Here is a 20,556-nt window from a genome sequence, read left to right on the forward strand (position 1 = left end):
CTGCACGCGGGACAAACGCAAAACGGGGCGCCGCAGCGCCCCGTTTCTGACTTTAGCTAACCTGTGACAGCCTTACGCGGCTTCCGCAGCCTTCGGACCAAAGCGGCCATAGAACGACTGGTTCTTCTCAGCCATTTCACGCAGCAGATCGGGGCATTTGAAACGCGGGCCAAACTTGGCCTCAAGTTGATCACAGCGTTCCGCTGCATAGGGCGTTCCGATCATATCGAGCCAGCTCAGCGGGCCGCCTGTGGCCGGGGCAAAACCCCACCCAAGGATCGCGCCAACGTCGCCTTCGCGGATGTCCATCAACACGCCTTCTTCGAGGGCACGTACCGCTTCGAGCGCTTGAACAAACATCAAACGATCCTGCACTTCTTGCAGATCGGGCTGTTCCTCGGCCAATGGGTATTTGTCATGGATGCCTTTCCAGTACCCGATGCGCTTGCCCTTTTCGTCATACTCGAAATAGCCCGCGTTGGCCTTGCGGCCCAGACGGCCCAGATCTTCCATCCAGACGATCAGATCATCCGCTTCGGAGGCCGGGTATTCGTTGCCCATCGCCGCTTTGGTCGCCCGCATGATCTTGGTCGCCAGATCAATCGAGGTCTCGTCGCCCAGCTGGATCGGTCCCACAGGGAAACCCAGCATCTGTGCCGCGTTGTCGATCAGCACGGGTGCAACACCTTCGGTAACCATCCGCGTGGCTTCATTGCCGTAAGGAATGATGCAGCGGTTGGCGTAGAAGAACCGCGCGTCATTGACCACGATCGGGGTCTTGCGGATCTGGCGCACATAATCCAGCGCCTTGGCCACCGCACGGTCGCCGGTGTTCGCGCCTTTGATGATTTCCACCAGCAACATCCGCTCCACTGGGGAGAAGAAGTGGATGCCGATGAATTGGTCCTGACGCGATGACGCCTTGGCCAGATCAGTGATCGGTAGGGTCGAGGTGTTGGAGGCAAAGATGCAATCCTCGGGGATCACGGCCTCTACCTTTTGGGTCATCTCGGCCTTGACCTTGGGGTCTTCGAACACCGCTTCGATGATCAGATCGCAACCTTTCAGTGCGTCCAGATCAGGCGTTGCCGTGATCAGGCTCAGCAAGGCCTCTTTCTTTTCGGCAGTGGCCTTTTTGCGGGCAATGCCCTTGTCCATAAAGGCCTCTGAATAGGCTTTGCCCTTGTCGGCGGCGGCTTGATCACGGTCGATCAGCACGACCTCGATACCGGCCTGAGCAGAGACCAGAGCGATGCCCGCGCCCATCATGCCTGCACCCAGCACACCCAGCTTTTTCACGCGCTGATCGGCGATGCCTTCGGGGCGCACCGCGCCTTTTTCCAAGGCTTCCTTGTTCAGGAACAAAGACCGGATCATCGCAGAGGACGAGGGGTTCATCAGAACATTGGTGAACCAACGCGCCTCAATTTTGAGCGCGGTGTCGAAAGGCACCAAAGCGCCTTCGTATACAGCAGAAAGCAAGGCCTTGGCGGCAGGGAAGGCACCTTTGGTCTTGCCGTTGACCATGGCGCTGGCGCCAACAAAAGTCATAAAGCCGGCAGGGTGGTAAGGGGCACCGCCGGGCATTTTGTAGCCCTTGGCATCCCATGGTTTGACCAGATCGGCATCCTTGGCATTCAGCACCCATTCGCGGGCAGCGGCCATTGGATCATCGGCCACTTCGTCGATCAGACCGGCCTTGGCGGCGGCGGCCGGGGCGACCATCTTGCCTTCGAGCAAGAAGGAAGAGGCGGTCATCGCGCCCAGTTTGCGCACCAGACGGGTTGTGCCGCCCGCGCCGGGGAAAATCCCGACGAGGATTTCGGGCAAGCCGATCCGTGCCTTGGGGTTGTCCGCGCAGAAAATCCGGTGCGTGGCCAATGGCAACTCCAGCCCGATGCCAGCGGCGGTGCCGGGCAGGGCGGCGGCAATCGGTTTGCCGCCCTTGAGGGTCTTGGGATCCATGCCCGCGCGTTCGATTTTGCGCAGCAGATGGTGCATCCGCATGGTGCCTTCAAACAGGCCCTTGGCCGGATCATCGCCCGCGTCTGCCTTCATCTTGGCCAGCAGATTGAGGTCCATCCCCCCTGCAAAAGACCCTTCCTTGCCAGAGGTGATGATGATGCCTTTGACAGCGTCGTCACCCAGCGCCTGGTCAATCAGCGCGTCCAGTTCTGTCAGCCCGTCGATGGACATCACGTTCATGGTCTTGTCCGCGACATCCCATGTGATGACAGCAACGCCTTCGCTGTCGGTGGTAATTGTAAAATCGGTCATATCTTGTCTCCTGATCCGCGCTTACACGCGCTCAATGATGGTCGCGGCGCCCATGCCGGATGCGATGCAAAGGGTGGCAAGGCCCACCTCTTTGTCCGCGCGCTCAAGTTCATCCAGCAAGGTGCCGATGATCATCGCGCCGGTCGCGCCCAATGGGTGACCCATGGCGATGGAACCGCCGTTCACGTTGACCTTGTCGTGGTCCACACCAAAGGCATCCATGAACAGCATCACAACAGAAGCAAACGCCTCGTTGACCTCAAACAGGTCAATGTCAGAGATGTTCATGCCATTGTCGGCAAGGATCTTTTTGGTGGCAGGCACAGGGCCGGTCAGCATGATGGTGGGGTCGGTGCCGATCTTGGTGGTGGCACGGATGCGGGCACGGGGTTTGAGGCCGTATTTCTCACCAAATTCCTTGTTGCCGATCAGCACGGCTGCCGCGCCATCTACGATCCCCGAAGAGTTCCCGGCGTGGTGGATGTGGTTGATCTTTTCCAGATGCGGGTACTTCAGCATCGCGACTTTATCAAAGCCCGGCATCACTTCGCCCATGGCCTGAAACGCGGGGTTCAGACTGCCCAGTGACTGCATGTCTGTCTGCGGGCGCATGTATTCGTCGTGATCAAGAATGGTCAGGCCGTTCTGGTCCTTGACCTTGATCACCGAATTGGCAAAGCGGCCCTCGTCCCATGCCTTTTTCGCGCGCTGCTGCGATGCGATGGCCAGCTGATCCGCGTCATCACGCGAAAAGCCATATTCAGTGGCGATGATATCTGCCGAAATGCCCTGCGGCACAAAGTACTGGTCAATGGCAAGGCTTGGATCGACGGCAATGGCGGCGCCGTCGCTGCCCATGGCCACGCGGCCCATCATTTCCACGCCGCCCGCGATATAGGCCATGCCGGCCCCGCCTTTGACCTGGTTTGCCGCGAGGTTGACCGCTTCCATGCCAGACGCGCAGAACCGGTTGATCGCCAGACCCGGAATGCGCTCATCCAGATCAGAGCCCAAAACTGCGGTGCGGGCCAGACAGCCGCCCTGTTCCATCACCTGCGTGACATTGCCCCAGATCACATCCTCAACGGCGTGGCCTTCGAGGTTGTTGCGGTCTTTCACAGCGTTCAGGGTCAGCGATGACAGGCGTGCGGCGGTCACCTCGTGCAGGGATCCGTCCTTGCGGCCCTTGCCGCGCGGGGTGCGCAATGCGTCATAGATATAAGCTTCGGTCATGTCTCTCTCCTTCAGGCGCGGTCAGCGGGGCTGCCGGGCATCAAATCGTAAGGGGCTTTCCAGCCCGGTTCGTTGGACAAACGCGTGAGCCACGCGTCGATGTTGGGCCAATCCTTGCGGTCAAAACCGAAGGCCTCGGGGTAATACAGATAGCCGCAGCAGCTGAGATCGGCGTTGGTCACACCATCGCCGACAATCCAGTCACGACCCTCAAGATGGTCGTTGAGCACGGTGTAAGCGCCCTTGAGGCGGCCTTGATTGAAGGCGATCACCTCGGCGGGACGTTTGTCTGCGGGCAGGAAATTCATCAAGAAACGGGTGACCCCGGCCATGGAGCTGAGCTTGTGATTGTCCCAGAGCACCCAGCGCAGGATCTCGCGCCGCTCGGCGTTGTCTTTGCCGCCGAATTTGCCGGATTTTTCGGACACGTAGTCCTGAATAACGCCCGATTGGGTCAGGCGCAGATCGCCGTCGATCATCACCGGCGCTTCGCCCATGGCGTTCACCGAGGCGCGGTATTCGGGGGTGCGGGTTTCGCCGCCGAAGAAATCGACCTTCACCGGTTCCCAGTCCAAACCGGACAATTGCAGCGCCAGTGCCGCCTTGTAGGCATTGCCGGATTCGCCAAAGCAGTGGAGTTTGATGGTCATTTTTGATCCTTCCTGAATGTCGTGCCCAGCGGATGTGCCACCGCCAGACTCAAATGTTGCACTGGGGGTTTCACACCCCCAGACCCCCGTGGAGGTTTTTTGGCCAAATGAAGGGGGGCGGGGTGTACAGCGGTGAGGGGTGCACGGGCCTGTCTTCATTTGGCTAGAAAAACTCAATCAGTCCTCTCGTCTGGCGCGGCGGGTGGTTAGAGCCCGCGCGCGATCAATTCTTTCATAATCTCGTTGGTGCCGCCGTAGATGCGCTGGACGCGGGCATCGGCCCACATCTCGCCCACTGCATATTCTTGCATAAAGCCATAGCCGCCGTGCAATTGCAGGCAGGCATCGAGAACTTCGCCTTGAGTGTCGGTCAGCCAGTATTTCTGCATCGCGGCCTTTTCGACCGTCAGCTCGCCGCGCAAGTGATCGGCGATGCATTCGTCGAGGAAAGCTCTGGCAACCATGGTTTTGGTTTTGCATTCCGCCAGCTGAAAGCGGGTGTTCTGGAATTGGGTCAACGGGCCGCCAAAGGCTTCGCGTTCTTTGCAATAGGCAATGGTCCGTTCGACCGCGCCTTCCATGGCGCCGACCGCGCCGCAGCCGATGATCAGCCGTTCTTGCGGCAGCTGTTGCATCATTTGGTAAAACCCTTGGCCCTCCTGTTGGCCGAGGATGTTTTCAGGCGGGATTTCCACGTTGTCAAAGAACAACTCGGACGTGTCTGCGGCGTGCAGCCCGATTTTGTCGAGGTTGCGGCCGCGTTGGAACCCGTCTGCCCCATCGGTTTCCAGCACCACCAGCGACACCCCTTTGGAGCCTTCCGAAGGGTCGGTTTTGGCAGCGACGATGATCAGGTTGGCGTGTTGGCCGTTGGTGATAAATGTCTTTTGGCCTGACAGCCGGTAAGCGTTGCCGTCGCGCAGCGCCTTGGTCTTGATCCGCTGCACGTCCGATCCGGTGGAGGGTTCGGTCATTGCCAGCGCACCGACCATTTCGCCTGTAGCCATCTTGGGCAGCCAGCGTTTTTTCTGCTCTTCGGTGCCGTAGGCGAGGATGTAATGCGCTACGATGCCCGAATGGATGCCATTGCCCCAAGATGCCAGATTGGCGCGGGAGCCTTCGATCAGGATGGCCGCTTCATGGCCAAAGTCGCCGCCCGCGCCGCCGTATTCTTCAGGAACGGAGGGGCACAGCAGGCCCAGCTCTCCGGCCTGGCCCCATGTGTTGCGGTCCATCTGGCCCTGCTTGCGCCATTTCTCGAAATGGGGGGACCATTCGGTGGTGATGAACTGCGCCGTCATCTCCGCAAGCATGCGGTGTTCGTCGGTCATCCATGTGGATGTGGTGGCGGTCATCTGGGTCATTGCACCCCTCCCAAGGTGGTGTGGTTCAGCGTTTGCGGTCGTCCAATTCGGAATTGAACAGGCGCAGACGCGCAGTCAGGTTTTCTTCGTTCATGACGCTGTTGAAGTTCTCGAACAGAAACGACAGCGCTTCGCCTTCGTCCAGACCTGCCTCAGCGCTGAATTTCTTGAGCCTGCGGTAGCCTTCCTCGGTCATGGCGACGGGAAAGCGGCGGGTCAGGCGAAAGCGTTTTGGCATTACGGATCCTTTTTCTTGAGCGAGGCGACAATGGTCAGCACAATCAACTGCGCCCCTGCCGCCCCTGCCATGATCCTGCCAGTGGCAAGGTCATCAGCCATAGTGCCCGCCCGCAATCCATAAGACAGGAAGCTGAGCGCCGACCAACCCGCAGCGACGAGAGTGCCAATGACGAGACAGAAGATAATAAAGCCTCTCATGGTTTCATCCTGTTGGTTTTGCAGGCGATGATGGCGGTTTGCCATTTGATCATCGCCATGCGTGATGGTCGGTGGGGCAGGGCGGGGTTTACCCCGCCACACCCTTAGAAGTTTGCCGCGTCCAGCGCCATCACCGTATCGGCACCCGATTGGATCCGTGTCAGGTGCAGCGCCGTGGCCGGCAGTTGCCGTGCCATGTAATACCGGCCTGTCGCGAGCTTTGTCTCATAGAACGCGGCGTCACTGGCCCCGCCGGCAAGCGCGGTTTTAGCGGCCAGACCCATGCGGGCCCACATCAGGCCAAGGCAGACGTGGCCGAACATGTGCATAAAGTCGTTGGAGCCTGCCAGCGCATGATTGGGGTTTTTCATGCCGTTCTGCATGAAATACATACCCGCGCTTTGCAGATCTTTGCTGGCCGCCTTGAGCGGATCAAGGAAGTCTTTGCCAAACGCCTCATCCTGACCGCCGTTTTCCTTGATGAAGTTTTTCACCAGATCAAAGAAGGCCATCACGTGTTTGCCGCCGTCTTGGGCCAGCTTGCGCCCCACCAGATCCAGTGCCTGAACGCCGTTCGCACCTTCATAGATCATCGCAATCCGGGCATCGCGGGTGAACTGGGACATGCCCCATTCTTCGATGTAGCCGTGGCCGCCATAGATTTGCTGAGCTTTCACGGTCATGTCGTAGCCTTGATCGGTCAGGAACCCTTTGATCACCGGCGTGAGCAGGGACACCAGACCATCGGCATCCTTGTCGCCGGCGCGGTGGGCGGCGTCGATCATGGTTGCGCCCCACAGGATGAAGGCGCGTGCGCCCTCGGCAAAGCTTTTCTGGTCCATCAGCGAGCGTCGGATGTCCGGATGCACGATCAATGGATCGGCCGGTTTGTCCGGGTGTTCTGCGCCGGTCACCGCGCGGCCCTGAAGGCGGTCCTTGGCGTATTCGGCGGCGTTCTGGTAGGCCACTTCTGCGGCGGCGAGGCCTTGCATGCCAACACCCAGACGCGCTTCGTTCATCATGGTGAACATGGCGCGCATGCCTTTGTGTTCGTCGCCCAGCAGGTAACCTGTGGCGCCGTCATAGTTCATCACGCAGGTGGAGTTGCCGTGGATGCCCATCTTTTCTTCGATGGAGCCAACCGTGACGCCATTGCGTTCACCCAGAGAGCCATCTTCGTTGACCATGAACTTGGGCACGATGAAGAGGGACACACCTTTGATGCCTTCTGGGCCGCCTTCGATCTTGGCCAGCACCAGATGGATGATGTTGTCGGCCATGTCATGCTCGCCGGACGAGATGAAAATCTTTTGACCCGTGATCTTGTAAGACCCGTCCGCCTGCGGTGCGGCTTTGGTGCGCATCATGCCCAGATCGGTACCGCAATGCGGCTCCGTCAGGTTCATGGTGCCAGTCCATTCGCAGGAGACCATGTTGGGCAGATAGGTGTCTTTCTGCTGATCGGTGCCGTGCGCCAGAATTGCAGAGGCCGCACCGTGGGTCAGACCCTGATACATGGTGAAGGCCTGGTTGGAGGCCGAGAACATCTCGCCCACGGCGGTGCCCACAACGTAAGGCATGTTCTGCCCGCCGTATTGTTCGGGCATGTCCAGACCGGGCCAGCCGCCTTCTTTGACCTGTTCAAAGGCTTCTTTGAAACCCTTGGGCGTATAGACCACACCGTTCTCAAGGCGGCAGCCCTCTTGATCACCCACCACGTTCAGCGGTGCGAGAACTTCGGAGGTGAGTTTGCCAGCCTCTTCGAGGATGGCGGAGGTGAAATCGGCCTCCAGCTCATCATAGCCGGGGATGGTGGACCCGGTGATGTTCAGAACGTCGTGCAGGACAAATTGCAGGTCTTTTGTCGGGGCGGTGTAGCTGGGCATGAGTGTCTCCCTAAAGCTCGATTGGTCAGCTGATATTATGTGTGCAGGGGCGGATCACTCCGCCGCCTTGCGATTTTGGTTCATGGAGGCGACGATTTTTTCGCCCCATTTGATCTGATCTTTGAGATCGTCGATGGCCTCGTTCAGCTCATCGCGTTGCGAGATCATGTCGGCCAGACGGTCGCGGGCAATCTCATAGGTACGCGCGATCTGTGTCTGCTGCTGGTCGCCCATGTGATAAAGGTCGAGCAGCTGGCGGATTTCCTCAAGGCTAAAGCCAAAGCGTTTGCCGCGCAGGATCAGTTTGAGGCGCGCGCGGTCGCGTTTGGTGAATAGGCGTTTCTGGCCTTCGCGGACCGGAAACAACAGTTCTTTGGCTTCATAAAAGCGCAGAGTGCGTGGGGTCACGTCAAATGCATCGCACATCTGACGGATCGTGAGTGTTTCAGTATTCATAGTCGTTTCCTTCATAAGAAAAGCTACGTTCTGATGCGCATTTGGGCGTTCGAGGTCGTTCTTACAACACTGCTTGACGTTGACGTAAGATGGACGTCACGTCACTTTGGGCGCTGCGCAGGTTTTCGCCGGAAATCTCTGTGTTCACGCATTCTTGTGGTGGCCTTTTTAGGGGGTGGAGCGGTATCAGGCGCTGCCTGACCGAATCCCCTTTTGCATCCGTCAGGCTGACAATTTCTGAATTTGTGCTAGTTTATGGGTCGAACGGAGGAGACCATGACGGACGTTCCGCCGCTGAAAGACTTCGTGACAGACTGTGAGGCTGCAAATCACCTGGCTGATTTGTGGCGGCTTTCCGTACGTTTTTTCGAAAGCCGGGGGATCGCGATGGTCAGTTATCATTCCGACACCGAAGTCGAGAATGGCGAGATCGGCATGGTTGGCAATTCGGGCATTCTGCAAAGCGGCTACCCAGAGGAATGGGTCTGCCAGTATATCGAGGGCAAGCTGAGCTATCTTGATCCGATGCCCGAACTAGCAGCGAAAATCGGCCGGCCTTTCTATTGGTCGGATATCAATGATCTGGCCAATCTGAGCGATGGACAACAACGCTATATGGCACTGCGTGCTGCGTCGGATCTTGGTGATGGGTTGGCGATGCAGGTCTACGGGCCGAACGCCCGCAATGCGCTGGTGTGTCTGGGATTTGGCGCAGGCACACCAAGATTGACCGCAGAGGCAATTTTTGAACTGCAATGCGCGGCCCAGATGGCCCATCTGCGCTATTGCGCCATCTCGGGCGAACAAGATCGCGCCAAGGTGGATTTGTCTCCGCGAGAACTGGAAGTGCTGCGTTGGATTGCGCGGGGCAAAAGCAATTCGGTGATCGCCGAGATCCTGGGTATTTCGCGGCACACGGTGGATACCATGACCCGCCGGATGTTTGACAAACTGGGCGTCAACGACCGCACCACTGCTGCCGTGCGCGGGCTGGGATCGGGCTTGTTGCAATTGCGCCGCAAGCAGGTGGTGTAACGCAATTGCGTGACATGACCGGCCCTTGGGCAGCAACTAGCTAGCGCTGAAATACATTTTTCAAAGAGAAGTGAGCCAGAATGGCTTTTGAGGTAGAAATGACCGAGACCACGCTTTGCAAGGCCCGTGCGTTGCCCGCAGAAGAGTTGCAAGAGGCCGTGATGCTGATTGAACGGGCGACCTATGATCTGGCAGAAACCGCACGCGGTGAGACCATTTCTGACCTGATTGCCATTGCTGCTGATTTGCAGCGTGTCGTTGATGGGCTAATGGCCAAACGCGCAAGCAAGGTGAACTAGTTCAACCTTTTGACGTCCGGTTTGGTCAGTCCAGCCCGATGGTTTTTGCCGTTTCATCACGCAGTTTCTGCAACTCGTCGATTGCCTCGTCCAACTGCACTCGCTGATCTGCCAACTCAAGCAGTTGGCCGTCTGCCATCTCGACCCAAGCGCGCATCTGGGCCTCGTTGCCTTCGTGTTCGTAGATGAGCAACCATTGGCGGATGTCTTCGAGTGAAAAGCCGAACTTGCGCCCCCGCATGATCAATTTCATGCGGGCGCTTTCGCGGGGTCCATAAAATCGTGCCCGTCCCTCGCGGTCCGGTTCCAGCAATTCGATGTACTCATAATACCGCAGTGTCCGCGGTGTGACATCAAATTTGGCGCACATTTCTTTGAAGGTCAGGCGGTCTTCTGCCATGTTCGGTCTCTCCTCTCGCCCAAGCTATGATCATGCCAAGCCAAGCGCAAGCAGCGGGCTTGCCCTTTGTTGGCCACACGATGATAAAGAGCCAAACCGCAGGCGAGGACCAATCTTCCATGTCAGACAAGATCAAGATGGCACGCCAGTTCATTCAGGCCCTGCCGCATTCCGTGGCGCTGGGCATGCATCTGGATGAGCTGGACAACGGCACGGCCGTGATTTCGATGCCCTATTCGGAAAAACTGATCGGCGATCCCAAAACAGGGGTCGTGCATGGTGGCGCAGTTTCCGCGCTGATGGACACCAGCTGCGGCGCGGCGGTGATGAGCCACCCCAGCAATCCTGCCGGCACCGCAACGCTTGATCTGCGGATTGAATATCTGCGGGCGGCGACGCCGGGCCAGAAAATCACCACCCGCGCGACGTGCTATCATGTCACCCGATCGGTCGCATTTGTCCGCGCCGCGGCGTCAGATGATGACATCGAAAACCCGGTCGCCATTGCGACCGGTACCTTCACTGTGGAGGGACACAAATGAACAAGCGCCGCCCGCCAGAGCCTGTCCAAGTTGTCAAAAAGCGACGTGATGCCGTGTTGCGCACCATGGTTGAAGGGGTGCCCTATATCCAGTTTTTGGGCATCGAGTTTGAACGCCGCGGGGATGAGCTGACGGCGGTGATGCCGTTTGACCAATCCCTGATCGGCAATCCGATTTTGCCTGCCTTGCACGGCGGGGCCACGGCGGCCTTTCTGGAGGTGACCGCGATTATCACCCTCAGCTGGGGATTGATCTGGGAAGATATGGAAAGCGGCGCGTTGGATGTGAACAATCTGGATCATTCCCACCTGCCGCGCCTGCCCAAAACGGTCGATTTTACCGTGGATTATCTGCGTACCGGACTGCCACGTGATGCCTATGCACGGGCGCGGATCAACCGGTCTGGCCGGCGCTATGCCTCGGTGCATGTCGAGGCATGGCAAGACAACCGCAGCAAGCTCTTTGCGCAGGCCACGGGCCATTTTGTTCTGCCCACACGGCAGGGGTAATGTCAGACCCGTTGCAAGATGCCGATCTCAGCACGCGGGACATTGGCCCGAAAGAGGCGGTGACGCACCGCAGGGTGCTGCATATTGCGATTCCGATTGTTGTATCGAATGCCACGGTGCCGATCCTTGGTGCGGTGGATACCGGCGTTGTGGGCCAGATGGGGCTGGCAGCGCCCATTGGCGCGGTCGGGCTGGGCGCAATCATCCTGTCGGCACTCTATTGGGTCTTTGGCTTTTTGCGCATGGGCACGGTTGGCCTGACCGCGCAGGCTGCAGGGCAGGGCGATCAGGCCGAGGTGGCCGCGCTGCTAAGTCGTGGTTTGATGATCGGTGCGGGGGCAGGCGCGGTCTTGGTGGCCGTGCAGATGCCGCTGTTCTGGGGCGCGTTTCAGGTTGCGCCGGGATCGGCAGAGGTCGAAACGCTCGCACAAGACTATATGGCGGTGCGCATCTGGTCTGCCCCGGCGGCGATCTCGCTCTATGCGATCACTGGGTGGCTGATTGCGCAGGAACGCACCCGTGCGGTGCTGATGCTGCAACTGTGGATGAACGGGCTGAATATCCTGCTGGATCTGTGGTTCGTACTTGGGCTCGGATGGGGCGTGAGCGGCGTGGCCTTTGCGACCTTTATCGCCGAATGGAGCGGTGCCGCGCTGGGTTTGTGGTTCTGCCGCGAAGTGTTTCAAAGTGGCGCTTGGCGCGACCGGGCTCAGATCTTTGCCCGCGCCAGATGGGTCAGGATGATGCAGCTGAATGTGGATATTCTGCTGCGGTCGCTGCTGCTTCAGGCGATGTTCGTGGCGTTTCTGTTTGTTGGGGCCGGGTTTGGTGATGTCACATTGGCGGCCAATCAGGTGCTCATGCAGTTCTTGATGATTACCTCCTATGCCCTTGACGGGTTTGCATTTTCCGCCGAAGCGATTGTGGGCCAAGCCTTTGGCGCAGGGCGGCGCGGTGTGTTGCGGCGCGGTGCATTGCTGACCTCGGGCTGGGCGTTTTTCATATGTTCATTGCTGATGGTCGGCTTTTGGATCGCGGGTCCGTGGTTGATTGACCTGATGACCACCGCGCCAGAGGTGCGCATCGCTGCGCGGGAATTCCTGCCCTATGTGGTCTTGATGCCGGTGCTGGGCTGTGGGGCGTTTATGCTCGATGGGATCTTTATCGGGGCGACGCGGTCGCGCGATATGCGTGACATGATGCTGGTGTCTTTTGTGATCTATGCAGCGGCGGCGTTGATCTTGGTGCCGTGGTTGGGCAATCACGGGCTATGGGTGTCGATCTTGATCTCTTTCGTGGCGCGGACCGCAACTTTGGCCTGGCGGTATCCGAAACTGGAAGCGGCGGTTTAGTCGTTTTCTTTCAAGAAAACGGGCCGGAAATTTTGGAATTTCCGGTGTAGCGCGGATCGGGCGTCGCACGTCCATTTCGATTTCTTCGAAGAAATCGGTTCGGAGTTTTTGAAAACTCCGGTTCTAGAGCAGCGCTCTGACGTTCGCTGGCGGCCGGCCAATGACCGCCTGATCCCCCTTGATCACAATCGGACGTTCGATCAACGCAGGCTGCGTTGCCATGGCGCTGAGCAGTTCGGAATCGGAGCTGTCCTTTCCAAGGCCCAGATCCTTAAACACCTTGTCCCCACTGCGCATCATCTCGATCAGCGGCGGCGTGCCAAGCGCCGCATGGACGGCTTCGATTTCCGCCGCTGTTGGGGCATCGTCGAGGTATTTGCGCACCGTGACCTCCACACCCGCTTCTTCGATCAGGGCCAGGGTTTGCCGCGATTTTGAGCAGCGCGGATTGTGCCAAATGGTGATCATAGCCAGTCTTCCTTGTTCGTGCCGACCGCATCGGCCACAGTGGCAAACCCGTCGCGGGCCAACAGGCCATCAAGACCCGTTGCGATATCGGACACCATTGAAAGCCCGCCGTAAACCAGCGCGGTGTAAAGTTGCACCGCAGAGGCGCCAGCGCGGATTTTGGCATAGGCGTGCTCAGCGGTGGCGATACCGCCCACGCCCACAAGTGGAATGTCCGTCATTGTAGAAAGCCGCGCCAGAACGCGAGTGGACTTGTCAAACAGTGGTGCGCCTGACAAACCGCCCGCTTCGCCCTTGTGCGAACTTTTTAGTCCGCCCCGGCCCAATGTGGTGTTGGTGGCGATAATCGCGGCAACACCGGCGGAATTGGCCACATCAGCCACATCCTCAATCTCGTCCGGCGTCAGATCTGGTGCGATTTTCAAGAACACTGGCGTTGCGCCGCGCACGTCCATAACCCCGTCGAGCAGGGCCGCCAAAGCCGCCTTGCCCTGCAAATCGCGCAGCTTTTCTGTATTGGGAGAGGAGACATTGACCGTGGCAAAATCCACATGATCTCGTGCAACGGTCATGACCTTGGCAAAATCAGCGGCGCGGTCGGTGCTGGTTTTGTTCGCGCCAAGGTTCAGCCCCACCGGAACGCCCGCGCCGCGCCGTGCCAGACGGGCGGTGATCGCCTCCATGCCCTCGTTGTTAAAGCCAAAGCGGTTGATCGCGGCGCGGTCTTCGGTCAGACGAAACAGGCGCGGTTTGGGGTTGCCCGGCTGTGGTAGCGGCGTTGCGGCGCCGACTTCGATAAACCCAAACCCGGCGCGGGACAGCGGCGCAATTGCGGTGGCATTCTTGTCAAATCCGGCGGCCAATCCAACCGGATTTGGCAGATCCAAACCGGCAAGCGTGGTCTTCAATCGGGGTGATGTGACCGGACCGGGCGTCGGGGTCAGCCCCATCTGCAAGGCGCGGATCGCCAGCCCATGTGCGGCCTCTGGGTCGATCTTGTGCAGGCCAGCAAGGCCGAGCCGTTCCAGTAGCGCGGTCATGCAAATTCATCCGTTACTGGCAAGGCGCCAGCGCGGATCAGCCGCGAGGTTTTTACAGCCGCTTGCCTGTGGACCACTGCCTTTTGGTAGTCAGGATCAGAGATCATGGCGAGAAAGGCATGGGCATTCGGATAGCGGGCGATAAACATCAGATCCCAGATCTCATCGGACGGCCCGATCAACGTGGTCTCGAACTTGCCCCGCCACAGGATACTGCCGCCGACCTTGGCCAGCACAGGCGCGCTTTGCTTGCCATAGTTGCCATAGGCCTGCGCCCCGGTCAGGCCATCGCGGGCCAGTTCATGATCGCCGGGATAATTGGCCAGATCATTCAGGGCGACCAGATTGACCATCTCGATGGGTGTTTCGCGGTCCAGCCCCTTGAACGCGTCAAACTGGGCGCGATCAGGATCGATATACACGGTCATTCGCTCGCCTCTTCCAGTCCGGCAGGAAATTGATGCACACCATCCACCAGTGGCAAGGGCTGCGCCCAGACGACGTCGGCCATGGTCATATTACGATACAAATGCGGGAACAGCGCATCACCGCGCGACACCTCCCATTGCAAGGCATCGCCTGCCGCTTCGACATCCACAGCAATCAGCTGCAGATCCTCGGCCCCGGCAAAATGTTTGGCCGCAGTTTCAGCGGCCTGCGTTGCGGTTGAGAAATGGACATAGCCGTCCGCCACATCAATGGGTGCGCCTGTGGTCTCTCCATCGCGGCGCAGCGCGGCCCATTCATCGGACCGGAATATCTTGAAAATCAGCATAACATCCTGATGCCTTGGGGGGCGCATGGGGTCAAGTGAATCGCGGCGATCTTGCGGCTTTGACGCAGGGGTATCCCGCTTGACGTGCATAACATCTTTGACAGCGCACCGCCCTCGCGCCACCATGCAGGCATAACAAAACCAATAGGGGAAAACCGATGAAACGATTCCTGACTGCCACAGCGGCGCTGGCACTGACCGGCACCATGGCCGCAGCCGATTACAAATTGACGATTTTGCACACCAATGATTTTCACGCCCGGTTCGAGCCGATCAGCAAATATGACGGCCCCTGTTCCGCCGAAGACAACGGCGAAGGCAAATGCTTTGGCGGCTCTGGCCGTTTGCAAACCGCGATCACGGCGGCCCGTGGTCGGACCAACAATTCGATCCTTGTGGACGGCGGCGACCAGTTCCAGGGCACGTTGTTCTACACCTATTACAAAGGCTCTCTGGCGGCCGAGATGATGAACCAGATGGGCTATGACGCGATGACAGTGGGCAACCACGAGTTTGACGATGGTCCAGAAGTTCTGCGCGGATTTATGGATGCAGTGGAATTCCCTGTATTGATGTCCAACGCCGATGTCTCGGGTGAGCCATTGCTGGCCGACAAGCTGGCGAAATCCACCGTGATCGAACGCGGCGGCGAAAAGCTTGGCCTGATCGGTCTGACCCCGCACGACACCCATGAATTGGCCAGCCCCGGCGACAATATTGTTTTCACTGATCCGGTGCAGGCGGTGCAGGGCGAGGTGGACAAACTGACCGCTGAAGGCGTGAACAAGATCATCGTGCTGAGCCACTCCGGCTATGGCGTTGATCAAGAGGTTGCGGCAGGCACCACCGGTGTAGACGTGATCGTGGGCGGGCATTCCAACACTCTGCTGTCCAACACCAACGAGCGTGCGCAGGGGCCTTACCCGACGATGGTTGGCAACACCGCGATTGTGCAGGCCTATGCCTATGGCAAGTTCCTGGGTGAGTTGAATGTCACCTTTGATGACGCGGGCAACATCACCGAAGCCACAGGCGAGCCGCTGATCATGGATGCCGCCGTGACCGAAGACAAAGGCACCGTGGACCGTATCGCAGAGGCCGCAGGCCCGCTCGAAGAAATCCGCAACAAAGTTGTCGCGCAAACCAACGAGGCCATCGGCGGCGACCGTGCGGTCTGCCGTGCGATGGAATGCACCATGGGCAACCTGATTGCCGATGCGATGCTGGCGCGGGTCAAAGACCAAGGCATCGACGTGGCGATCCAGAACGGCGGCGGCATTCGTGCCTCCATCGAAGCGGGCGAAGTGACCATGGGCGAGGTGCTGACCGTGCTGCCGTTCCAGAACACTTTGTCCACATTCCAGGTCACCGGTACCACCTTGGTTGAGGCCCTCGAAAACGGTGTGAGCCAGGTGGAAGAGGGCGCAGGCCGTTTCCCGCAGGTCGCGGGCATGACCTATGCCTTTGACGGCAAAGCAGAAGCCGGCAGCCGCATCAGCGACGTGATGGTTGGCGGTGCGCCGATTGACATGGGCAAGGTCTATGGCGTGGTGTCCAACAACTATGTCCGCAACGGCGGCGACGGTTACAAGATGTTCAAAAGCGCGGATAACGCCTATGACTTCGGGCCGGATCTGGCGGATGTGACGGCGGAATATCTTGCCGCCAATGCGCCCTACAAGCCCTACACGGATGGCCGTATCACTGTGAAATAACCGCAGACGTTACGTTTGTATAAAGAGGGGCGCGTTCCATTGGGACGCGCCCTTTTTTTATCTTCCGGCAAAAGCAACTGGTAGGGGGCTTGTCCGCCGGAGCCACCCATCAGCGCGATGCCCTTTCCCGCTGAAGCAGGATGGCACAAATCCCCCCGATAACGAGCTCAAGCACCAAAATTTGCAGCATGGAGCCACTGGGAATGCCATCAGCGGCCAAACTTACCAATCGCGACAGGCCGTAGGACAGGTATAGGACACTCGAAACGACCAGCGCCGAGAACGCCACCTTTGCCCGGATCGCACCCAGCAGGATGAACAGCCCGGACACCAAAACCATGCCGCCGGATGAACGCATCTCATTGAGCAGATTTATGTCCTCACCTAGCATTATCCCGGCTGTTGCGTGAAAGGCGTGGGGCGCGAACAGCACACCAACACCAACGCCTGTTGCGATCACACCCGAAACGGCCAGTGCAATTTTTGTCAAAGTCTGCGTTTTCATCTTTTGTTTCTCCGATTGCGTTTGATGAGTAACAAATACGCCGTACGGAGATCCAAACAATGCTGGTTTGTCTTCAAAACTTATCCGTTCATCCAGAAGTGCTGGACATTTAGGTAAGCTGACGTCTATCAATTGCGGGCTATGAATTCAGACACGCCTCATAATCCTGATCCGTCTTCCGTTGCCAAACCATTAGGTGATCCGCTTGGCGAAATCCTTCATCTGCTCAAATTGACCGGCACGTTTTATTGCCAGTCTGAACTGTCGGCCCCATGGGGGTTTGATATTCCGGAATTCAATGGGGTTATGGCGTTTGTCGTAGTGACCGAGGGGCGCTGTTGGCTTGAAATGGTTGGCGAGGCACCGATGTTAGTCGAGAAAGGTGATCTGGTCTTGCTCACCTGCGGCTTGAAACATCGATTGTTGAGCGAACCTGGTACAGCTTCGGTTGATCTCTCTACGCTTCCGGTGCGCAAAGTCACAGAGGCGTATGAAACACTCCGGTATGGCGGCGGGGGCGAGCTTACCCGCGTGATGTACGGTATTGTCCGATTTGATCATGCCGCAGGGCAACGGCTGGTGGATCTCCTTCCGAACGTTCTGAAGATCGACACCTGGAGCGGACATTCAAGCGATTGGCTGCAAAGCACGCTGCAATTTATCTCAAGGGAGGCCCGAGAGCTGCGCCCCGGAGGAGAGACAGTGATCACACGGTTGGCCGATATTGTCGTCATCGAGGCGATCAGAAATTGGATCAACACTGCCCCTGAGGCGCGGGTGGGTTGGCTTGAGGGCGTTCGGGACGACCAGATTGGTCGGGCGATTATGGCGATACACCGCAGACCTGCGCAGGACTGGAGTGTTGAAACCCTGGCCCAAATATCGGGTATGTCGCGTTCGGCCTTTTCGGCGAGGTTCACCCGTTTGGTCGGTCAATCGGCGATGCAATATCTGACCACATGGCGCATGCATCTGGCCCGCACAAAGCTTCTTGAAACGTCCCAACCCGTTGCCCGTATTGCAGACGGCCTCGGATATCAATCAGAGCCGGCATTCAGCCGCGCATTCAAGCGCGTTTTCAATGTTCCGCCTGGGCGTATCCGCCAGCAACAAAAGGCGGCCAAGCAAGATAAGGATGCTGTTCGGGATCAGGGCGTTTAGGGTTGCGTGCCTGCGAGGTTTCGGGACAGAGATCAGGCCGTTCCCCGGACATGTGGCAAACTTGCGAAAAAAGAAACCTGTTCGATCAGGGCGCGCCCTTTGTTTGTAATCCAGTAGGAGTGCAGGAAGAAAGTTCACTTAAAGGACAGGGGCGTACCGTGCCCTAATCTGATTTCTCCGTCGCGGATCTACTTTGTGCCCGCCGGTAAGCACCGCCCCCGAAGCGAGGAATGGTAGCTAGGCGCCCGCCCCCTCGCGATATTGCACGGGGGTTTGCCGGTACACCCGCTGAAATTCTCGATAGAAATTCGACCGGGTCAGAAAGCCGCTTTGGGACATGACCTGCGTCACGCTGTCATTGGTCTCGCGGAGCAGGCGGGCGGCGTGGTCCAACCGGAAACCGTTTACATATTGGGACATGTTCATCCCCTGACTTTGGTTGATCGCCGCTGACAAATTGCGTTCGGGCACCGACAGCCGGCGGGCAATCCGTTGCACGGACAAATCCGGATCAAGGTAAATCTGGCTTTTGATCAGCATCTCGCGGACCAGCTGTTCTAGGTCCGCCTCATCACTGGCGGCGCGTTCCGGCGCGGGGGCAGGGGCGGATTGTTCGGGCGCTAGAACGCTGGGCATCCGCGTCAGGATCAACAGCAACAAACCGATCAACATCAGCGATCCAAGCGACACCATCGCAGTGGCATGGTTCCCGCGTGCAAAGACGAAGTTCAGCGCAATTGCGGTGTCCAGCACCAGCAGGATCAAGAGCAACCCCGCCCCCAACAACATCCAGCGCTGCGCCGGGCGGGCGATGTCGAGGCGGGCAAAGATCAGGTGGTCCGGTCCTTTGCGGGACAGACGGATCAGCAGGGCGATGTAGATCAAATAGCTGGCACTGATCACCAGATCAAAATCGCGGTAGATGTTGGCAAAGAGGCTCAGCACCAGAGCCAGAACCAGCGCCACACCCAAATGCCATGCAGCGTGGCGGCGCAGATCTTCGTCGGGCAGGGCCAGTGACAGAAACCCCAGATACAAAAGCGGCCCGACCGACAGCGGTAGAACCCGCTGAAACGTGATGAAATCCTCGATGCCGTAGCCAAAGCGCAGGCCGACCAACAGCGACTGCAAGGCAAACCCGGCAAACAGCAAGGCAAAAAAGACCGCCGCACTGCGCCGCCCCAGATCAAGGCGCAGCATCAGCGGCGCAATCACCAGACACAGCACAGCCGCAAGCACCGGCAATGGCAGCGAAATCATCCCAATCTCCCCCTTTTGGTGTCCTCGATTGCGTTTGACCTGTCCTAGATCGTGATAGAGGACAGGTTTGGCCCCCTCAACCCATTGTTTTACTTGGTCCGCTTGGCAATTTGGGATGCATCAACACCCAAAAAGGATCACGACCATGAAAAACTTGTTTCACATCACCGCCTTGTCTTTTTCTCTCTGTGCAGGGGCTGTCTATGCCGATGACCAGCAAACCGGATTGGCCGAGCTGAGCGTTTCAGACAGCCGCAGTGACCGCCCGCTTGGCGGATTTATCTGGTATCCCACCGCGCAGACCGGCAGCACTGAAACCGTTCACACCAATGCTGTTTGGCAGGGGATCGACGTCATCAAAGATGCCGCGCCCGAGGCCGGAAAGCATCCGTTTGTTGTGCTGTCCCACGGCATGTACGGCAATGCCATGAACCAGACCTGGCTGGCCGATGCGCTGGTGGATGAAGGCTATATCGTGGCGGCGATCAGCCATCCGGGCACGTCAACCTGGCTGCGTGATGCCGATCACGCGCGGGCGCTTTGGGATCGGCCCGGCGACATCAGCCGGGTGATTGATCACGCTTTGACTGACCCTGAAATATCGCCGTTTATTGACGCGGACCGTATCTATATGGCTGGGCACTCACTGGGCGGGTTCACTGCCGTGGCCTTGGCCGGAGGGCGGTTTGACCCGGCGGCGTTTGATGCGTTCTGCGCAAGTGACGCCGCTGATATCGGGTGCAAGGCGTTGGCCAATTGGAACGTGGCGCAATCAGACGATGATCGCATTGAGATGGCGCAGGATCTGTCCGATCCGCGTATCAAGGCCTTTGCGGTCTACGATCTGGGCGGCACGCAAACCTTTTCGCCCGGCAGCCTTGCCGCGATTGAACGGCCGATGCTGGTGATGGGCGCGCCGGTGGATATTGCGGGGATGAACCTCGATACGGAATCGCGGGCATTGTCCACTTTGTTGCCGCCCGCGAAGGTCACCTATATGGAACCCGAGACCCTGTCGCATTTCGACTTTATGGGCGTCTGCAAGCCCGCCGGTTTCGAGATCCTGCAAACCGAAGAGCCGGGCGACGAGATTATCTGCCGCGATGGCGGGGCCGCACGGGCGCAGGACCATGCCATGATCGTCAAGGCAACCGTGGCGCAATTCCAATAAGCCAATGACAAGGTCAATGG

Annotated in this window: 23 protein-coding genes; 8 read left to right on the top strand and 15 right to left on the bottom strand. The window is 58.5% G+C overall.

Going from position 1 to position 20,556, the window contains the following annotated elements; all coding sequences use genetic code 11:
* Positions 1–72: 72 nt before the first annotated feature.
* The 8 genes from C8N31_RS08610 to C8N31_RS08645 form a co-directional block, all read right to left on the bottom strand.
* Complete coding sequence (locus C8N31_RS08610; protein WP_025047829.1) at positions 73–2,277, bottom strand: 3-hydroxyacyl-CoA dehydrogenase NAD-binding domain-containing protein; 2,205 nt, start codon at positions 2,275–2,277, stop codon at positions 73–75.
* 21 nt (positions 2,278–2,298) lie between these two features.
* Entirely contained in the window at positions 2,299–3,510 is a 1,212-nt protein-coding gene (locus C8N31_RS08615; protein ID WP_025047828.1) for an acetyl-CoA C-acetyltransferase, read from the bottom strand.
* An 11-nt stretch (positions 3,511–3,521) separates the two neighbouring features.
* Positions 3,522–4,160: a glutathione S-transferase family protein gene (locus C8N31_RS08620; protein WP_025047827.1), complete on the bottom strand. Its 639-nt coding sequence runs from the start codon at positions 4,158–4,160 to the stop codon at positions 3,522–3,524.
* 206 nt (positions 4,161–4,366) lie between these two features.
* Positions 4,367–5,515, bottom strand: coding sequence for an acyl-CoA dehydrogenase family protein (locus tag C8N31_RS08625; RefSeq protein WP_025047826.1), 1,149 nt, complete (start codon positions 5,513–5,515; stop codon positions 4,367–4,369).
* 34 nt (positions 5,516–5,549) lie between these two features.
* Entirely contained in the window at positions 5,550–5,762 is a 213-nt protein-coding gene (locus C8N31_RS08630) for a hypothetical protein (protein WP_025047825.1), read from the bottom strand.
* Complete coding sequence (locus tag C8N31_RS08635) at positions 5,762–5,962, bottom strand: hypothetical protein (RefSeq protein WP_146173117.1); 201 nt, start codon at positions 5,960–5,962, stop codon at positions 5,762–5,764. The genes C8N31_RS08630 and C8N31_RS08635 overlap by 1 nt, the downstream gene beginning before the upstream one ends.
* Positions 5,963–6,066: 104 nt before the next feature.
* Positions 6,067–7,848, bottom strand: coding sequence for an acyl-CoA dehydrogenase C-terminal domain-containing protein (locus C8N31_RS08640; RefSeq protein ID WP_025049774.1), 1,782 nt, complete (start codon positions 7,846–7,848; stop codon positions 6,067–6,069).
* A 54-nt stretch (positions 7,849–7,902) separates the two neighbouring features.
* Entirely contained in the window at positions 7,903–8,304 is a 402-nt protein-coding gene (locus C8N31_RS08645; protein ID WP_025049775.1) for a MerR family transcriptional regulator, read from the bottom strand.
* A gap of 276 nt (positions 8,305–8,580) precedes the next feature.
* Here C8N31_RS08645 and C8N31_RS08650 point away from each other — a divergent pair, with 276 nt between their 5' ends.
* Positions 8,581–9,339 (top strand): helix-turn-helix transcriptional regulator, encoded by a 759-nt coding sequence (locus tag C8N31_RS08650; RefSeq protein ID WP_025049776.1) that lies wholly within the window; start codon positions 8,581–8,583, stop codon positions 9,337–9,339.
* Between the two features lie 80 nt (positions 9,340–9,419).
* Positions 9,420–9,638: a hypothetical protein gene (locus C8N31_RS08655; RefSeq protein WP_025049777.1), complete on the top strand. Its 219-nt coding sequence runs from the start codon at positions 9,420–9,422 to the stop codon at positions 9,636–9,638.
* Positions 9,639–9,663: 25 nt separating this feature from the next.
* On the opposite strand, the gene C8N31_RS08660 is transcribed toward C8N31_RS08655, so the two are convergent.
* Complete coding sequence (locus C8N31_RS08660; protein ID WP_025049778.1) at positions 9,664–10,038, bottom strand: MerR family transcriptional regulator; 375 nt, start codon at positions 10,036–10,038, stop codon at positions 9,664–9,666.
* A gap of 119 nt (positions 10,039–10,157) precedes the next feature.
* On the opposite strand from C8N31_RS08660, the gene C8N31_RS08665 reads away from it, so the two are divergent.
* The 3 genes from C8N31_RS08665 to C8N31_RS08675 are packed head-to-tail and all read left to right on the top strand — an operon-like array spanning position 10,158 to position 12,441.
* Positions 10,158–10,580, top strand: coding sequence for a PaaI family thioesterase (locus tag C8N31_RS08665; protein WP_025049779.1), 423 nt, complete (start codon positions 10,158–10,160; stop codon positions 10,578–10,580).
* Positions 10,577–11,089 carry a PaaI family thioesterase gene (locus C8N31_RS08670; RefSeq protein WP_025049780.1) on the top strand — a complete coding sequence of 171 codons (513 nt, stop codon included), beginning with the start codon at positions 10,577–10,579 and terminating at the stop codon, positions 11,087–11,089. Before C8N31_RS08665 ends, C8N31_RS08670 begins: the two co-directional genes overlap by 4 nt.
* Positions 11,089–12,441 carry an MATE family efflux transporter gene (locus tag C8N31_RS08675; protein ID WP_025049781.1) on the top strand — a complete coding sequence of 451 codons (1,353 nt, stop codon included), beginning with the start codon at positions 11,089–11,091 and terminating at the stop codon, positions 12,439–12,441. Before C8N31_RS08670 ends, C8N31_RS08675 begins: the two co-directional genes overlap by 1 nt.
* A 123-nt stretch (positions 12,442–12,564) precedes the next feature.
* On the opposite strand, the gene arsC is transcribed toward C8N31_RS08675, so the two are convergent.
* The 4 genes from arsC to C8N31_RS08695 are packed head-to-tail and all read right to left on the bottom strand — an operon-like array spanning position 12,565 to position 14,724.
* A complete protein-coding gene (gene arsC / locus C8N31_RS08680; RefSeq protein ID WP_025049782.1) occupies positions 12,565–12,909 on the bottom strand; it encodes an arsenate reductase (glutaredoxin) in 345 nt (114 codons plus the stop codon).
* The gene (locus C8N31_RS08685) at positions 12,906–13,949 is read right to left on the bottom strand and encodes a quinone-dependent dihydroorotate dehydrogenase (protein WP_025049783.1); all 1,044 of its coding nucleotides are present in this window, start codon (positions 13,947–13,949) and stop codon (positions 12,906–12,908) included. Before C8N31_RS08685 ends, arsC begins: the two co-directional genes overlap by 4 nt.
* Positions 13,946–14,377 carry a DUF1330 domain-containing protein gene (locus tag C8N31_RS08690; protein WP_025049784.1) on the bottom strand — a complete coding sequence of 144 codons (432 nt, stop codon included), beginning with the start codon at positions 14,375–14,377 and terminating at the stop codon, positions 13,946–13,948. Before C8N31_RS08690 ends, C8N31_RS08685 begins: the two co-directional genes overlap by 4 nt.
* Positions 14,374–14,724 carry a DUF952 domain-containing protein gene (locus C8N31_RS08695; RefSeq protein WP_025049785.1) on the bottom strand — a complete coding sequence of 117 codons (351 nt, stop codon included), beginning with the start codon at positions 14,722–14,724 and terminating at the stop codon, positions 14,374–14,376. The genes C8N31_RS08690 and C8N31_RS08695 overlap by 4 nt, the downstream gene beginning before the upstream one ends.
* Before the next feature lie 158 nt (positions 14,725–14,882).
* Here C8N31_RS08695 and C8N31_RS08700 point away from each other — a divergent pair, with 158 nt between their 5' ends.
* Positions 14,883–16,439, top strand: coding sequence for a bifunctional metallophosphatase/5'-nucleotidase (locus tag C8N31_RS08700; protein ID WP_025049786.1), 1,557 nt, complete (start codon positions 14,883–14,885; stop codon positions 16,437–16,439).
* Between the two features lie 109 nt (positions 16,440–16,548).
* Here C8N31_RS08700 and C8N31_RS08705 read toward each other — a convergent pair whose 3' ends face one another.
* Positions 16,549–17,076 carry a DUF4345 domain-containing protein gene (locus C8N31_RS08705; protein WP_146173118.1) on the bottom strand — a complete coding sequence of 176 codons (528 nt, stop codon included), beginning with the start codon at positions 17,074–17,076 and terminating at the stop codon, positions 16,549–16,551.
* Positions 17,077–17,085: 9 nt separating this feature from the next.
* Here C8N31_RS08705 and C8N31_RS08710 point away from each other — a divergent pair, with 9 nt between their 5' ends.
* A complete protein-coding gene (locus tag C8N31_RS08710; protein ID WP_025049788.1) occupies positions 17,086–18,105 on the top strand; it encodes an AraC family transcriptional regulator in 1,020 nt (339 codons plus the stop codon).
* Positions 18,106–18,342: 237 nt separating this feature from the next.
* Here C8N31_RS08710 and C8N31_RS08715 read toward each other — a convergent pair whose 3' ends face one another.
* Entirely contained in the window at positions 18,343–19,365 is a 1,023-nt protein-coding gene (locus C8N31_RS08715) for a helix-turn-helix transcriptional regulator (protein ID WP_025049789.1), read from the bottom strand.
* 145 nt (positions 19,366–19,510) lie between these two features.
* On the opposite strand from C8N31_RS08715, the gene C8N31_RS08720 reads away from it, so the two are divergent.
* On the top strand, positions 19,511–20,536 hold the full coding sequence (locus C8N31_RS08720) for an alpha/beta hydrolase family protein (protein ID WP_025049790.1): 1,026 nt from the start codon (positions 19,511–19,513) through the stop codon (positions 20,534–20,536).
* Positions 20,537–20,556: the final 20 nt, after the last annotated feature.

It is taken from the genome of Sulfitobacter mediterraneus (assembly GCF_003054325.1).
In the GTDB taxonomy this organism is placed as follows: domain Bacteria; phylum Pseudomonadota; class Alphaproteobacteria; order Rhodobacterales; family Rhodobacteraceae; genus Sulfitobacter; species Sulfitobacter mediterraneus.

Excerpts from the sequence above, each read along its gene's own strand:
- arsC (WP_025049782.1), bottom strand. The coding sequence starts at position 12,909 with ATGATCACCATTTGGCACAATCCGCGCTGCTCAAAATCGCGGCAAACC.
- C8N31_RS08675 (WP_025049781.1), top strand. The coding sequence starts at position 11,089 with ATGTCAGACCCGTTGCAAGATGCCGATCTCAGCACGCGGGACATTGGC.
- C8N31_RS08630 (WP_025047825.1), bottom strand. The coding sequence starts at position 5,762 with ATGCCAAAACGCTTTCGCCTGACCCGCCGCTTTCCCGTCGCCATGACC.
- C8N31_RS08655 (WP_025049777.1), top strand. The coding sequence starts at position 9,420 with ATGGCTTTTGAGGTAGAAATGACCGAGACCACGCTTTGCAAGGCCCGT.
- C8N31_RS08695 (WP_025049785.1), bottom strand. The coding sequence starts at position 14,724 with ATGCTGATTTTCAAGATATTCCGGTCCGATGAATGGGCCGCGCTGCGC.
- C8N31_RS08710 (WP_025049788.1), top strand. The coding sequence starts at position 17,086 with ATGAATTCAGACACGCCTCATAATCCTGATCCGTCTTCCGTTGCCAAA.
- C8N31_RS08665 (WP_025049779.1), top strand. The coding sequence starts at position 10,158 with ATGTCAGACAAGATCAAGATGGCACGCCAGTTCATTCAGGCCCTGCCG.
- C8N31_RS08715 (WP_025049789.1), bottom strand. The coding sequence starts at position 19,365 with ATGATTTCGCTGCCATTGCCGGTGCTTGCGGCTGTGCTGTGTCTGGTG.
- C8N31_RS08620 (WP_025047827.1), bottom strand. The coding sequence starts at position 4,160 with ATGACCATCAAACTCCACTGCTTTGGCGAATCCGGCAATGCCTACAAG.
- C8N31_RS08660 (WP_025049778.1), bottom strand. The coding sequence starts at position 10,038 with ATGGCAGAAGACCGCCTGACCTTCAAAGAAATGTGCGCCAAATTTGAT.
- C8N31_RS08700 (WP_025049786.1), top strand. The coding sequence starts at position 14,883 with ATGAAACGATTCCTGACTGCCACAGCGGCGCTGGCACTGACCGGCACC.
- C8N31_RS08690 (WP_025049784.1), bottom strand. The coding sequence starts at position 14,377 with ATGACCGTGTATATCGATCCTGATCGCGCCCAGTTTGACGCGTTCAAG.
- C8N31_RS08640 (WP_025049774.1), bottom strand. The coding sequence starts at position 7,848 with ATGCCCAGCTACACCGCCCCGACAAAAGACCTGCAATTTGTCCTGCAC.
- C8N31_RS08645 (WP_025049775.1), bottom strand. The coding sequence starts at position 8,304 with ATGAATACTGAAACACTCACGATCCGTCAGATGTGCGATGCATTTGAC.
- C8N31_RS08615 (WP_025047828.1), bottom strand. The coding sequence starts at position 3,510 with ATGACCGAAGCTTATATCTATGACGCATTGCGCACCCCGCGCGGCAAG.
- C8N31_RS08625 (WP_025047826.1), bottom strand. The coding sequence starts at position 5,515 with ATGACCGCCACCACATCCACATGGATGACCGACGAACACCGCATGCTT.
- C8N31_RS08635 (WP_146173117.1), bottom strand. The coding sequence starts at position 5,962 with ATGAGAGGCTTTATTATCTTCTGTCTCGTCATTGGCACTCTCGTCGCT.
- C8N31_RS08685 (WP_025049783.1), bottom strand. The coding sequence starts at position 13,949 with ATGACCGCGCTACTGGAACGGCTCGGCCTTGCTGGCCTGCACAAGATC.
- C8N31_RS08670 (WP_025049780.1), top strand. The coding sequence starts at position 10,577 with ATGAACAAGCGCCGCCCGCCAGAGCCTGTCCAAGTTGTCAAAAAGCGA.
- C8N31_RS08650 (WP_025049776.1), top strand. The coding sequence starts at position 8,581 with ATGACGGACGTTCCGCCGCTGAAAGACTTCGTGACAGACTGTGAGGCT.
- C8N31_RS08720 (WP_025049790.1), top strand. The coding sequence starts at position 19,511 with ATGAAAAACTTGTTTCACATCACCGCCTTGTCTTTTTCTCTCTGTGCA.
- C8N31_RS08610 (WP_025047829.1), bottom strand. The coding sequence starts at position 2,277 with ATGACCGATTTTACAATTACCACCGACAGCGAAGGCGTTGCTGTCATC.